At 67.7% G+C, this 12,393-nt stretch carries 21 protein-coding genes; 5 read left to right on the forward strand and 16 right to left on the reverse strand.

The annotated features are described in order from the left end of the window. Positions 1–22 precede the first annotated feature (22 nt). The 3 genes from DFR43_RS11110 to DFR43_RS11120 all read right to left on the reverse strand — a co-directional run bounded on the left by DFR43_RS11110 (position 23) and on the right by DFR43_RS11120 (position 1,073). Complete coding sequence (locus DFR43_RS11110; RefSeq protein ID WP_133598652.1) at positions 23–379, reverse strand: Mor transcription activator family protein; 357 nt, start codon at positions 377–379, stop codon at positions 23–25. Then, a complete protein-coding gene (locus tag DFR43_RS11115) occupies positions 366–599 on the reverse strand; it encodes a hypothetical protein (protein ID WP_040640557.1) in 234 nt (77 codons plus the stop codon). The genes DFR43_RS11110 and DFR43_RS11115 overlap by 14 nt, the downstream gene beginning before the upstream one ends. Positions 600–701: 102 nt before the next feature. Next, positions 702–1,073 carry a hypothetical protein gene (locus DFR43_RS11120; protein ID WP_133598654.1) on the reverse strand — a complete coding sequence of 124 codons (372 nt, stop codon included), beginning with the start codon at positions 1,071–1,073 and terminating at the stop codon, positions 702–704. Here DFR43_RS11120 and DFR43_RS11125 point away from each other — a divergent pair. Continuing rightward, positions 1,062–1,271 (forward strand): hypothetical protein, encoded by a 210-nt coding sequence (locus DFR43_RS11125; RefSeq protein ID WP_133598656.1) that lies wholly within the window; start codon positions 1,062–1,064, stop codon positions 1,269–1,271. The two genes, DFR43_RS11120 and DFR43_RS11125, sit on opposite strands and share 12 nt — an antisense overlap. Here DFR43_RS11125 and DFR43_RS11130 read toward each other — a convergent pair. From DFR43_RS11130 to DFR43_RS11185, 12 genes are all read right to left on the reverse strand, one after another. Further along, positions 1,212–1,685, reverse strand: a complete 474-nt coding sequence (locus tag DFR43_RS11130) for a hypothetical protein (protein WP_133598658.1) — start codon at positions 1,683–1,685, stop codon at positions 1,212–1,214. The genes DFR43_RS11125 and DFR43_RS11130 overlap by 60 nt on opposite strands. Further along, complete coding sequence (locus tag DFR43_RS11135) at positions 1,682–2,143, reverse strand: regulatory protein GemA (protein WP_133598660.1); 462 nt, start codon at positions 2,141–2,143, stop codon at positions 1,682–1,684. Before DFR43_RS11135 ends, DFR43_RS11130 begins: the two co-directional genes overlap by 4 nt. Before the next feature lie 67 nt (positions 2,144–2,210). Beyond that, a complete protein-coding gene (locus DFR43_RS11140) occupies positions 2,211–2,489 on the reverse strand; it encodes a hypothetical protein (protein ID WP_133598662.1) in 279 nt (92 codons plus the stop codon). A gap of 1 nt (position 2,490) precedes the next feature. Then, positions 2,491–2,976, reverse strand: a complete 486-nt coding sequence (locus DFR43_RS11145) for a hypothetical protein (protein ID WP_133598664.1) — start codon at positions 2,974–2,976, stop codon at positions 2,491–2,493. Positions 2,977–3,163: 187 nt separating this feature from the next. After that, complete coding sequence (locus DFR43_RS11150; RefSeq protein WP_133598666.1) at positions 3,164–3,544, reverse strand: hypothetical protein; 381 nt, start codon at positions 3,542–3,544, stop codon at positions 3,164–3,166. A gap of 26 nt (positions 3,545–3,570) precedes the next feature. After that, on the reverse strand, positions 3,571–3,795 hold the full coding sequence (locus DFR43_RS11155; protein WP_133598668.1) for a hypothetical protein: 225 nt from the start codon (positions 3,793–3,795) through the stop codon (positions 3,571–3,573). A 2-nt stretch (positions 3,796–3,797) separates the two neighbouring features. Continuing rightward, on the reverse strand, positions 3,798–4,526 hold the full coding sequence (locus tag DFR43_RS11160) for an AAA family ATPase (protein ID WP_164499740.1): 729 nt from the start codon (positions 4,524–4,526) through the stop codon (positions 3,798–3,800). Positions 4,527–4,528: 2 nt separating this feature from the next. Continuing rightward, positions 4,529–4,969, reverse strand: coding sequence for a hypothetical protein (locus DFR43_RS11165; RefSeq protein ID WP_133598670.1), 441 nt, complete (start codon positions 4,967–4,969; stop codon positions 4,529–4,531). Then, on the reverse strand, positions 4,966–6,984 hold the full coding sequence (locus DFR43_RS11170) for a hypothetical protein (protein ID WP_211338642.1): 2,019 nt from the start codon (positions 6,982–6,984) through the stop codon (positions 4,966–4,968). Before DFR43_RS11170 ends, DFR43_RS11165 begins: the two co-directional genes overlap by 4 nt. Further along, positions 6,984–7,220 (reverse strand): hypothetical protein, encoded by a 237-nt coding sequence (locus DFR43_RS11175; RefSeq protein WP_133598672.1) that lies wholly within the window; start codon positions 7,218–7,220, stop codon positions 6,984–6,986. Before DFR43_RS11175 ends, DFR43_RS11170 begins: the two co-directional genes overlap by 1 nt. A gap of 248 nt (positions 7,221–7,468) precedes the next feature. After that, positions 7,469–7,840, reverse strand: coding sequence for a hypothetical protein (locus DFR43_RS11180; RefSeq protein WP_133598674.1), 372 nt, complete (start codon positions 7,838–7,840; stop codon positions 7,469–7,471). Beyond that, positions 7,837–8,115, reverse strand: coding sequence for a helix-turn-helix domain-containing protein (locus tag DFR43_RS11185; RefSeq protein ID WP_133598676.1), 279 nt, complete (start codon positions 8,113–8,115; stop codon positions 7,837–7,839). The genes DFR43_RS11180 and DFR43_RS11185 overlap by 4 nt, the downstream gene beginning before the upstream one ends. A gap of 76 nt (positions 8,116–8,191) precedes the next feature. On the opposite strand from DFR43_RS11185, the gene DFR43_RS13925 reads away from it, so the two are divergent. The 4 genes from DFR43_RS13925 (at position 8,192) to DFR43_RS11205 (ending at position 10,775) form a co-directional block, all read left to right on the forward strand. After that, positions 8,192–8,578 carry a helix-turn-helix domain-containing protein gene (locus tag DFR43_RS13925; RefSeq protein ID WP_133598678.1) on the forward strand — a complete coding sequence of 129 codons (387 nt, stop codon included), beginning with the start codon at positions 8,192–8,194 and terminating at the stop codon, positions 8,576–8,578. 146 nt (positions 8,579–8,724) lie between these two features. Next, positions 8,725–9,342 (forward strand): ORF6C domain-containing protein, encoded by a 618-nt coding sequence (locus DFR43_RS11195; RefSeq protein WP_133598680.1) that lies wholly within the window; start codon positions 8,725–8,727, stop codon positions 9,340–9,342. A gap of 211 nt (positions 9,343–9,553) precedes the next feature. After that, positions 9,554–10,135, forward strand: coding sequence for an EAL domain-containing protein (locus tag DFR43_RS11200; RefSeq protein WP_245988910.1), 582 nt, complete (start codon positions 9,554–9,556; stop codon positions 10,133–10,135). Between the two features lie 10 nt (positions 10,136–10,145). After that, positions 10,146–10,775, forward strand: a complete 630-nt coding sequence (locus DFR43_RS11205) for a MarC family protein (RefSeq protein ID WP_133598684.1) — start codon at positions 10,146–10,148, stop codon at positions 10,773–10,775. A gap of 15 nt (positions 10,776–10,790) precedes the next feature. Here DFR43_RS11205 and pyk read toward each other — a convergent pair whose 3' ends face one another. Then, positions 10,791–12,224, reverse strand: coding sequence for a pyruvate kinase (gene pyk, locus DFR43_RS11210; protein ID WP_133598686.1), 1,434 nt, complete (start codon positions 12,222–12,224; stop codon positions 10,791–10,793). Positions 12,225–12,393 lie beyond the last annotated feature (169 nt).

Below are 12,393 nucleotides of genomic sequence, written 5' to 3' on the forward strand. Positions count from 1 at the left end.
CGCCTCGTCGCCTGCAATCCGCTCAAAACAGTGCAGTCTGCCGCTCATCCTCCGTCTGCGGCGAGCCCAGGATCGCCCACAACCGCCGCTCGGAGAGCCGAAACCGCCGCGCGATGTCCTGCACACGCTCGCCGTCGTCGTAGGCCGCCCGGATCTGCGCATCGCGGATGCGCCGCATTTCGCCGCAGAGCTTGGGGATGTACAGACGCGTGCCGCCCGCGTAGCGCGCCAGCCGCTCTTGCGCCGCCAGCGGTAGATCCAGAAGCGGCCCGTCCATCGGCACCCTGGCCGGGATATACAGATCCAGGCCGCCGGCCACCTGGGCCAGCGTCGCCAGCGCCTCGCGCCCGATCAGGCGCTCCAGATCATGCGCGGCCATCGCTCGATCCGATCCGGTACTCGAAGCGCTCGCGCCCAACCCGGCGGCAGGCCACCGGAATCCCGTTGGCGCGCAGCTCCGCCACGCAAGAGTTGACGGCGCACACGCCCGCGCCGACCACGATGTCGAGCGTGGAGTACCAACGCCCGTCAGAGAGCAGCTCCAGCACCCGCTGCAAGCGCGGCGAGCGCTCTAGCCGCGCGGCGTGAATACTTGCCATGTCGCACCTCCCGTGCGCGCTTCGGCCACAGCGCGTCAGGTGCCCTCTGGATGCGTTTTCGGGGTGGGCCGCCGACGCGCGGCAGTCCATCCCGAAACCCCATCATCGTACAAGATGTTGACGCGCCTGTTGCAGCAGCGCCCGAATCTTGGCGCGCTCCTCTTCGCTCGGCGGCGTGACCGGCGCCTTTAGCCTCGGCGGCTCGGGCCGCTTGGGCAGGTGCTCCCACAGCTGCGCCGGCGCGGGCCAGCGCGTGGCGTGCGCAGCCAAAGCAAAGAAGGCCGCATGCAGCCGCGGCGCATCGACATCCTGCTCAAATCGACCTCGTTCGGCGATGATCTCGGCCCATATTCTGGTGACCTCGCCCATGGCCACCGCTGGTGGCGACGCTTCCAGATTCAACAGCCGCAGCCGCTCCATGTGAAACTTGACGATCTCCCCCAACCATCGAGGCACCTTGACATGGACATCCATAACACCCCCATCGCTGAACTCGAACGACGCCTTGCTCAGGCGCTTGGCGTGGATGAAGCCGTCATCCGCGCCATCGAATTCGGCCCCATGAGCGGATTGCGCAAGCTCAATCCAGACACCACAAAAATCCGCGCAGAGCTACGCATCGTCATCTCCGAACGATACGCCCCTGATGGCCAGGGCAGCCTGCTCGGCTGAAGTGATGCGCCGCGCCAGCGGCACGGCCCGCGCCGGCTCGCCCCGCCCCAGCACCTCCACCGCTGCCACCGCCGGCGTGCCCTCCAGCACCTTTTTCAGGTACCCGTGCCCGGACAGCGGCCGGATGTCGCCTCCATCGCGCTTGGCGCGCAGCTGCTCCACCGTTTGCGACAGCGCCGCGGCCAGCCGCAGCGGCTCAGCCTCCAGCGCCAGCACCTCGCGCGCCAGCCGCAGCGCCCGCTCCCAGCTCAGCGCGCGGCTGCCGGATCGAAACAGCCCCAGATACGCCACCAGCGGGCGGCCAAGTGTCGCATCCAGTGTGGACAACAGCGCCATCAGCTCGCGCGCGGCCTCATCTTCGGCCCACGCCTCCAGCGCCGCCTCGGCGTGGCACACAGGGCAGCGCAGCCTCATGCCCACCCCCGGCTCACTTCACGCTGCCCCGCATGGCGCTGGCGCTGCGCCAGCCAGCGCCGCAGCCCCGAAATCACCGCTGTGGCCTGCCCGCGGGTGATGAAGCGCACATCCTCCACCTCGCAGGTGCGCCGAACAAAGCCGCGCAGCGCCCCGTCATCCAGTCCGCTCCAGCCCATGGCCAGCGCCAGCCGCTCGATCTCGGCCAGCTGCTGCTCGGTGGGACGGCCCCAGCCCGCGCCCCCCCGTGGCGGCGGGGCGGGGATGCCGATGTCGGCGCCCCGGCGCTTCAACTCCCAGCACCAGGCGATGAGCTGCGCGTCGGTGTAGTCGCGCAGGCTCGCCTTGCCGCAAAAAGCCATCTGCGCCGCCCGGCGCGTCTCCTCATTCATCCCCAGCTGCGCCGCTGCCTTGTGCGCCACGCCCAACAGCACTCTCCTGCGCGTCTTGGCATCCACGATACATCCTCCATCGCGTCGATCCCGTGCATGCCCACGCGCCCATGGCGCATGGGCATGGGCTGGATCACGCAGACACCACGCCGTCTTCGCCTGCCCAGTCGCCCACCAGCGCGCGGGCCGCCACCATGGCCGCCTCGCCCGTGCCGTGCACCGCGATGTGCCGCAGCGCGCTTTCGTAGCGCTCCATCCACGCCATCAGGCCAGCCACCTGCCGCGCCTCCCACACCGCGCCGCCGCCGCGCGCAATCCGCGCCGGCAGCTCGGTGTCGATCGCCCGCACCGGCGGCGCGGCCAGCGCGGCGTCTTCCCCATCCTCGATCAGGTCGATCGCCAGCGCCGCCATGTCACTTCTCCGCCATGATGCGCACCGTCGTGCCAGAGCGCACCGTCAGCAGCGCCCGGTAAGCCGGCGCCATCGGATCGTCGCCATCGGCGCTCATCTCAATGAGCGCCTCACTCGGCTTGTAGCTCACCGACTCGCTCACCAGGTCGCCGAAGCGCTCGCCCAGCAGCTCGCGCAGCTTGTCCGCATCCTTGATGCCCACGCTCGTGGTCTTGGCCACGCTGACGCGGCACACCCCCGGCACCACCAGGCTGCGGCCGGCGCCCACGCCCTCGGCCAACTCGGCCTTCAGGCCCTTGAGCTCCTCATCCAGCTCATTGATGCGCTTGACCAGCCCCATGGCCCGCATCGCCGCCTGCACCAGCTTCGGCGCCACCGCCTCCAGCCGCTCATCCGAGCCGTGCACCTCGATCCACGCCGCCGGCTTGCCCGCCGCCGCCTCAGACGCCTGCGCCTGAACCTGAATTGCTTTCTCCGTCTTTGCCATTTTTTTTACTCCAAGGTCCGCCCGCCGGCCAGCGGGCTAAACTGCCCTCGTGTTTGACGTGCTGCTATTCCTCAAGCGCCGGTTCTTCTTTCGTCGCCCGCCCAAAACGCCGGCGACGCTTGGAGATGTGCTCCGTGCGGCGAACCACGCCCAGGACCAGTTCGACGAACTGCACAGGCGGCTGTGCTCATGGCTGCTCGACCTCGACCAGCGCCTCGTCGGTATCGAAGCGCGCATCGATCTGATCTTCGGCATACTCGACACCGCACAGAAACTCGACCACGGCGAACGCCAGCGCTTCGAGCGCATCCTGCGCGTTCTGGCGGAGTCGCTCCAGGCCGACCTGGTCGACCTCGACGTGCAGATGCTCCATGGCCAGCCGTTCGGCGATGCCGACCGCGCGGCGCTGCATCGCAGCCAGCGGCTCGCCGCCCAGGCGGCGCTGGCGCTCAATCTCCTCGCCAATCTCTCGGTACAGCGCCGCCGCTAGACCGCGCGCGCCCGCGCGGCCCGAGCGGATGGCGTACAGCGTGCAGAAAAAATCGGCCTTTTCCAGCGCTTCAACCATTTCGACTCTCCTTTGGGTTCGCCCCATCAAATCTCCGCCACCCGGCAGCCCGTGCAATCCTCGCGCGGGCAGGCCCGGCAGATCGCCTGCGGATCCAGCGCCGCCGCCCGCCGCGCCGCATCCACCACCGCCACGAGGCGCGCATAGCGCTCTGTGAGGCTGGTGTTCTCGGTCGGGTATTTGCCCGACCGAATCTGGCTGGCGGTGGGCTTGCTGCACCCCAGGATCACGGCGATGTCCTCCAGCGTCATCCTTACGCCGCCTCCACCGCATGCCGGTTGGCCATCCAGCCGCACGCAAGGTCAAGGACGGCCGGCGTGAGCGATTGCAAGCCGTTGTTTTTCATGATGCGCAGACACTCGCCTGCGAGTTCGACGGCCTCGCGGAAATTACCCTTGCGGCAGCCCTGCCAGAACGTCGTCACCATCTCGCGGTCGGCCACCTCGCCAAAAGCCGGGCGCATCACGTGCGTATAGGTCTCGGCGCGGTCGAGGTGCCGCGTGGCCACCCGTTTCGGGCCGATGCGGCTGCCCAGTTGCAGCAGCAGGCCGCGCGTGCGCGCCGCCGTGAACTGCCGCTCGTACATCTCGGTGCCGATGAGGATCACCGCCACCGCGCACTCGTCGGCCAGATAACGCAGCGCCTCCAGCACGCGCCAGCCGCACTTGTTGGCCTCATCCACCACCAAAAGCACCCGTTCGGCGTCATCGCCGCGCCGCAGCAACCGCTCCGCCGCGCCCGCGCCCTCGATGCCCAGTCCCGCCGCCACGGCCATCAGCATCTGGTGCCGCGTGATGCCGTCCCACGCCGCCACGCGCAGCGCCCGGTGGCGCTCGGCGATCGCGCGCCCGGCCATGGTCTTGCCAGACCCCGCCGGGCCGACGATCTCGCCGATGGGGTTGGCGCTATCCAGCACCAGATCGGCCAGCGCCAGCGCCTCCCTCAGCACCTTGGTGTCGCGGATGTCCGCGTTTTTTGCCATAATCACGTCGCTCCTTTCTTGCCGCCCTCAATCAGGCGCAGTTGCACACCCGGCCCGCCTTGCCCGCGGGCCGTCTCCTTCAAAGCCTTCAGGCGCTGCAACGCCTCGCGCGTCTCTTTGGCGCGCGCATCCACCTCGTGGCGGTACAGCGTGCCCTGCCGGTAGCCGTGCAGATAGCCCTTCAGCGCATACTCCGGCGGGCGCTCTTTCGGCAGCCCGTGCACGCCGTGCTCGTAGCCCAGCGCCTGCCAAACCATCGCATTGGCGCCGTACAGCGCCCCCAGCCACAGCTCGCTGCCCTCCCTGGCCCAGGTGTCCACCCGGGCCATGGCCCGGTACAGCAGCTTTTCCAGCGGCACGCCCTCATCCACCAGCGCGCGCGCCGCCTCATAGCCGCGCGTAAAGCCCAGCTCGAACGGGTCGTCGTAGGGGTGGTCGCTCATAGCCCCATCTCCCGCGCGAGCCGCGTCTCTTCGTCATCCTCCACGCCGTAGCGGTTGAGCTTCTCGGCATCCAGCCGGATCTGGCGGCGCTCGTTGATCTGCTCGATCTTCTTTCTGTAGTGCGCCCGCATCCCCTCCATCAGCGCCGCCACCTCGGGCGTCGGCTCCACCGCCTGCTTGGCCGCCTCGGCGCGCGCGAGCGTCTCATCCAGTCCGTGCAATTCGGCCAGCGTGCCTGCCAGCCGCCGCTCATCCAGCGGCCCGCCTGCGCTGGCCGCCAGCTCCCCGGTCAGCGTCGCCAGCGCCTTGGCGCGCCGGTTGGCCTCGCGGGCGCCTGCCGGGTCGGTGATGCCATACACCCGCTCGCGCTCGGCCATGCCCAGAATGCGCTGACCGTCCAGGATGTACGCCACCCCGCCCAGCCGGTCCGAGACGATGCGCGGCACCGCCACCGTCACCCGGCCCTCGATCGCCATCAGGAAGTCGGCAAAGTACGTCGTCCCGCCCACGCTCACCGTGCCGCGCACCACGCGACGCTCGTGGTAGTCGGCAAACGCCAGCGCCAGCAGCAGCCGGTCGATGCGCCAGGGCGCCCAATTGGTGGCCAGAGCCTGCTCCAGCCGCTGCTGCGGGCTCAGGCCGCCCATGTGCTCCGCCCCCGGCTGCGGCGTGGCGTGGTAGTCGGCCAGCGTCCTGCCCAGCCACTCCCGCACCTCCTCAAAGCGCGCCGGCTGCACCCCTTTGCCCAGCGTCACCACCTTCTTGGTCATGCGGTTGCCGCCCACGTAGCCCAACCACCAGCCCAGCCAGTCCGTCAGGTTCCCGAAAACCCCTTCGATGCGCTTGGCGCGGGGCCGGAAGGGGATGGATCGAATCACCCGCCGATCCTCCGGCGCGGTGCTGGCCTCATCAACCGCAAACTGCGCCCCGGTCAAATCCGCCAGGCGCTTGGCCGCCAGCAGCATCTCGTCCCACTTGTATTCCGACCCGTTGTCCAGATACAGCCGCTTGGGCGCGCCGAATGGCGCCTCCTCGCACATGCGCGCAAAACTCGCCGCCACATGCTCGCGCCGGATGCCCTCGCCGGCATCCAGCAACACCAGGTCGCCCCACAGCCAGTTGGTGGCGATGTCATGCCAGGCAATCAGCCGGGCATAGGCCGTCGAGCCATCCTCGCGCAGCACCGGGATGTCCAGCGGCGTGATGTCGCCGCACACCAAATCGCCCGGCATCAACCACGCCGCCGTGCGCTTCACCGGGGCCAGATGCCGGTCGTAAATGCCCTTGGCATCCCGCCGCGCCCGGCCCGCCACCCGGAAATACTGCCCCTCCGCCGCCAGATAGCGCCTAGGAGCCGGAATCGACAGCAGCCCCGCCGCCCACTCGCGCGGGCAGCCCTCTGTCATCAAGTCCCGCGCCACCGCAGCGGTGGCCTTGAGCCAACACTGCCGCTCGCTGGGTGCGCCCGCCACCCACGCCTGCCGCACCGCCTGCCGCATGCGCTCGGCCAGCCGCGCCACATCCACTGCCTGCGGCCAGTGCTGCACCACCGCATCGGCCCAGGCCACCCAGCGCTCGCCAATCAGCGTGCGCGCCTGCCCGCGGTCGCGCCGCTGGCCCATGCGCGCCAGCGCCATCACACCGCCCTCGCGCGCGCGCTCCGCCAGCCGGTACACCTGCGCCACCGACAGCTTCATGTCACGCCCGATCTGCTGCGCCATCTCACGCCGCCCGCGCGCGCGCTCCGGCAGGTCGATCAGCGGCTTGAGCACCAACATCAGGTCGCGCGCGCGCTGCACACGCTCAAAGTCATCATCCCGCGGCACCGCGATCGGCTCCAGCAGCCCGATGTGCAGGCCACCACCCCCGCCGGTGAGCCCACCCGCGCCGGTGGCCGCCGGGCTGGTGTGGGCGGGGAGAGGGCGTACCCCCGCCTGGATGAGCTCGCCGCCGGGGGCGGAAAAGGCAGGCGCGACATCCGGCGTAGCAACAGCTACTTTTGGCGTAGCGGCCATCACCGCACGCGCTCCCCGCGCCGGTTGAACACCTTCGGCGCCGCATGCGGGCACACCTTCAACACCCGCGCCACAGCCTCCAAGCGGTCCCCGTACACCGAATCCGCCAGCCCCGCCGCGTTCTTCCGCACCGCCCAGCACAGCCGCCACCGCACCGGCGAGGCCGGCGTGCCGTTGCCAATGCGCTCGATCACCGCCACCAGCCGGTCGGCCTCGTCCATGTAGCAGTACTGCATCGCTTTCACCTCCGTTCATCTGCGCGACCGCCTGCCGTGCTTGGTACAGCTCGACCGCATGCCGCACGTCCACCACCCGCCCGCGCCGCGCAAATGCCCTCGGCAGGTCCGCCACCCGCCAGCGCTTCGCCCCGCCCACCCCGGCGCGGTCGTGGTGCGGCGGCCACTCGGGCGAGGTGGCCCATTTCTTGCGCACGGTCGAATACTCCACCCCGACCGCCTCGGCGATCAGGGCCAGGTCCACCAGCTCAGTACACAAAGGCGCGGCGGGCATGGTCATAGCGCTCCGGTGCGCGGCGCCCGAAAGCTTCGAGCTCCTCGTAAATCGCTTCTGTGCCGTCCTCGTTGATCAGCGGCACCAGGCACTCCTGCTCGATGCGCCACAGCGCCTCGCGCAGCTGCATTGCCGACCAGATCGCCGCACCCAGGCGGAACCCGCTGCTCACGCGCCGCCGACCGCGCCCTGCCTGCCGCACCAGCGCGTGGTAGAGCAGGTGCGCCATCGCCGTCTCCAGGTTCATCGACCCGCCATTGACTTTCGCCTCATCGAGCACGCGCTCGATGTCCTGCGCCTTGATCTCGAAATGGCCCAACGGGAAGGGCAGCATGTGCTGGCTCATGCCTTCACCCCCTTGGCCGCTTCCCGCAGCCGCTCGATCAGCTCCTGCTCGGTGAGCCCTTCCGGCAGCACCACGCCGTCCTTGAGCCCCAGCGCCACCGCCACCTTGTGCGTCTTGCCGCTGCGCCCGATCAGGCGCCCCCGCGCCACCTCATTGACGATCTTCACGGACACCCCAAGCGACCGCGCCAGCTGCGACTGCGTGATCCCGATCCGGTCGAGCGCCGCCCGCGCGCGGGCCGCGCGCTCCTTGTCTATCCTTGCTGCGTCTGCCATAGTTCCACCTAGTGCATGTCGTAAGTGCGACGGTGGAATCATATGAGAACTAAAGTTCTCGTGTCAAGGGGTATGCGTGGATTTTTGTTATCGTCTCTCAGAAGAGCGAAAGCGCCTAGGTCTTACGCAAGCCGCCGCAGCCGAGATTTGCGGCGTAAGTCGTGAGATGTGGGGCAAATATGAAAGAGGGGCAGCATCGCCAGGGTGCGATGTTGTGGCTAAATTTGCAGCCGCCGGCGCAGACGTTACCTACATCCTCACCGGCCGCCGTGAGCGCCCGGCCTCGGAGCTCACCGACCGCGCCCGCCTGCTCGCTGCCATCGAGGCCATCGAGGCCGGACTGGGCGACAAGCGCCTGCCGCCCGCCAAGAAGGCCGAGGCCATCCTGCTCGCCTACGAGCTCCTCGCCGAGCCCGCCGCCAGCCGCGACAACGTCGTCGAGCTCATCCGCCGCGTGGCATGAACGGGTGAAACTTCAAGATCGAACGGGTGAAACTTAACGGGTGAAACTTCCCCAACGGGTGAAACTTAACAGGTGAAACTTCCGGTGAAGTTTCACCTGTTCGTAGCGGCGAAGTTTCACCCTTTCATCAACCACGGAGGAACCACATGGAAGACAAGAAACAGAAGCTCGTCAGCCTTGTCCGAGAGGCCGCGCAACCGCCCAAGAAGCGCCGCGCCGCGCCCAGGAAGCTCGCTCAGTCCGTGCGCATCGATGGCAGCCACAACATCGTCGGCGACGGCAACACCGTCATCCATGCCCACGCCGTGCGCCAGATCAACCGCATCGATCCGACCAAGGGCGAGCTCACCGAGGCGCAAAAGTCGAAGCTCACAGAGCTCCTCAACGCCTGGATCAGCGCCCACAACACCATCCGCGTGCGCGCCAAGCCGCTCACCCATGCCGCTGCATGGTCTTCATTTAAAAGGAAATTTCAGGTCACGAGCTACCACTACCTGCCCTCCGCCCGCTATGAAGAGGCGCTCCAGTGGCTCATGCAGAAGCGCGCTCAAATCGACGGCATGAAGACCGCCCCGATGCGCGATCCAGCCTGGCGAGCCCGCCAGATCGCCTACATCAAGGCCCGCTGCAAGAACCAGCTCGGCGACGAGCGCTGCTACCAGCCCTACATCGAACGCACCTTCGGCAAGACCTCCCTGTCCGACCTCGATGAAGCCGAACTCGCCCGCACGAAGTCCTACATCGCCCACAAAAAAGCGCCCTGACGGACGCTGCGCTCATAGTTTCAGCGCGTTTTTTGTCGCATGCAATGCGAGCACGCCCGCGTTTCTGTGGATAAGTGATCTAACCTATTGTTGTACCGCTATTTTTCGTCACTTCCCACTATTTCCCGCGACCTTTTTGTCTCATTAACTTCGTCGCATCCAATCTTTTCATCCCTACCAGGGCGCTTCCGCCGGCGAGGTGCTGGCCGCCGTGCGGCCCGACCAGCTCTACACCTTCGACCAGACCTGCCGCGTCCTGGCGATCGACACCGCCCAGCGCCTGGGCATGGACACCTACCTGTCCATCAACTTCCTGCCCAATGCCGTCTACGAGCCGGCCACCTGCATCCGCCTGACCCTGGCGGCGGCGCGCAAGGTCGGCTTCTCGCCGGAGCGCCTCATTTTCGAGATGACCGAATCGGAGAAGATGCGCGATCCGGGCCATGCGCTGCGCATCATCAAAGACTACCAGCAGCGCGGCTTCCTGACGGCCATCGACGACTTCGGCGCCGGCTACTCCGGCCTGAACCTGCTGGCCGAATTCCAGCCGCACATCGTCAAGCTGGACATGGCGCTGACGCGCGACATCGACCGCGATGCCGTGCGGCGGGCCATCGTCGGTGGCGTCATCGGCACCTGCAAGGCGCTGGGCTGCCAGATCATTGCCGAAGGCATCGAGCGCCGCGAGGAACTCCACACCCTGCGCGACATGGGCGTGACGCTGTTTCAGGGCTATCTGCTGGCCCGCCCCGCCCTCGAAGCCTTGCCCGAACCCGACTGGCGCGCCTGCTGACCCCGTCTCCATGGACCTCAAGCCCCTCATCACCCTGTTGGCCATCGTCAACCCGCTGGCCATCGTGCCCTTTTTCATCCACTACACGCAAGGCTTCTCCAAGGCGCAACTGCGGCGCACCGTGCTCACGGCCTCGTTCAGCGCCTTCGCCGTGATTGCCACGGCCGCCGTGCTGGGTCTGAAGATTCTGGAGTTCTTCAGCATCTCGCTGGCCAGCTTTCAGGTCGGCGGCGGCATGCTGTTGCTCACGGCGGCCTTGTCCATGCTCAACGCCCAACCGGCCGAAGCCAAAACCACCCAAGACGAGGTGGATGACGCCTCCGCGCGCGCCTCCATCGCCGTGGTGCCGCTGACCATCCCGCTGCTCACGGGGCCGGCCAGCATGTCCACGGTGGTGATCTATGCCGATCAGGCCCAGACCTTCTGGCAGCACGCCGCCCTGGTGGGCTATGGCGTGGTCATCGGGCTGGCCACGGCGGTGTGCTTCACGCTGGCCGAACCCATCGCCCGCGTGCTGGGCAAGACCGGCATCAACGTGATGACCCGGCTCATGGGGCTGATCCTGGCCGCGCTGGCGGTGGAACTGCTGGCCGGCGGGCTGGTCAAGCTCTTTCCGGCCCTCGGCGGCAGCGGCGCCTGAGCGTTGCGGGGGGCGTCAGTCGGCTACGCGACAGAGCTTGAGCATGTTGGTGCCGCCCGGCGTGCCCATCGGCTCGCCGCAGGTGATGGCATAGATGTCGCCCGGCTTGACGATGCCGCGCTCCTTCAGGTAGTTTTCGGCCTGCTGCAACGCGGTGTCGCGGTCGGCGCTGGTGTCCATCAGCAGCGGTCGCACGTTGCGATAGACCGTCATGCGGCGCTGCGTCGCCAGCTTGGAGGTGACGGCGTAGATCGGGATGTTGACCTTGTGCCGGCTCATCCACAGCGCGGTGGAGCCCGACTCGGTCAGCGCTACGATCGCCTTGGCCCCTAGGTGGGAGGCGGTGAACAGCGCGCCCATGGCGATCGACTGGTCGATGCGGTGAAAACGCTTGCCCATGAAGTCCGACTCCAGCTCGTGGTGGTCGGCCTTCTCGGCGGCTTCGCAGATCTGCGCCATCTCGCGCACGGTCTGCAGCGGGTACTTGCCGGCGGCGGTCTCGGCGCTGAGCATGACAGCATCCGTGCCGTCGAGCACGGCGTTGGCCACGTCGCTGACTTCCGCGCGCGTGGGCACGGGCGCGTGAATCATGCTCTCCATCATCTGCGTGGCGGTGATGACGAAGCGGTCGTGCTCGTGTGCCAGGCGGATCATGCGTTTTTGCAGCGCAGGCACGGCGGCATGGCCCACTTCCACGGCCAGGTCGCCCCGCGCGACCATGATGCCGTCGCTCGCGCGCAGGATGTTTTCCAGCTCAGGGATGGCCTCGGCGCGCTCGATCTTGGCCACCAGCCCCGGTTTGTGGCCCGGCGGGCTGGCCATCTGGCAGAGCTGGCGGGCCAGTTCCATGTCGGTGGCGCTTTTGGGAAAGCTCACCGCCACATAATCGGCCAGCAGGGCCATGGCGGTCTTGATGTCCTCCATGTCCTTGGCGGTCAAGGCCGGCGCGGTCAGGCCGCCACCTTGTTTGTTGATGCCCTTGTTGTTCGACAACACGCCGCCCACCACCACCTCGGTGTGCACGGCCGGGCCTTCGACGAGCTGCACCCGGAGCACGATCAGCCCGTCGTTGAGCAGCAGGGTGTCGCCAGGGCGCACGTCTTGCGGCAGCTCCTTGTAGTCCAGCCCCACGCCCTGCGCATCACCGGGCGCGGTGCGGGCGGCATCGAGCACGAAAGCTTGCCCAGCCACCAAGTCCACCTGGCCGTTGGCGAATTTGCCCACGCGGATCTTGGGGCCCTGCAGATCGGCCATGATGGCCACCTCGCGCCCGGCGCGTTGCGACGCCTCGCGCACCAGGCGAGCACGCTGCTGATGGTCCTCCGCGCTGCCGTGCGAGAAATTGAGCCGCACCACATTGACGCCCGCGCGGATCATGGCTTCCAGCAAGTCCGGATCGCTGGAGGCGGGCCCTAGGGTGGCGACGATTTTGGTGGCGCGGGATGGCATCTGAGGGGTCTCCTGAATTTCAGTTGCATTATCCCTGTTGCCAGCAGGTCGAACGCAGCGAGTCTGGAGTAAGCTATTGATCAGGCCCCATAAAGATTGAACTATCTGGTGATTTGGTAGTCCCATCTTTCATGGAAAAAGAAGACGCGAGATACCAAACCCTGCAGCA

The organism is Tepidicella xavieri (assembly GCF_004363315.1).
Taxonomy (GTDB): Bacteria; Pseudomonadota; Gammaproteobacteria; order Burkholderiales; family Burkholderiaceae_C; genus Tepidicella; species Tepidicella xavieri.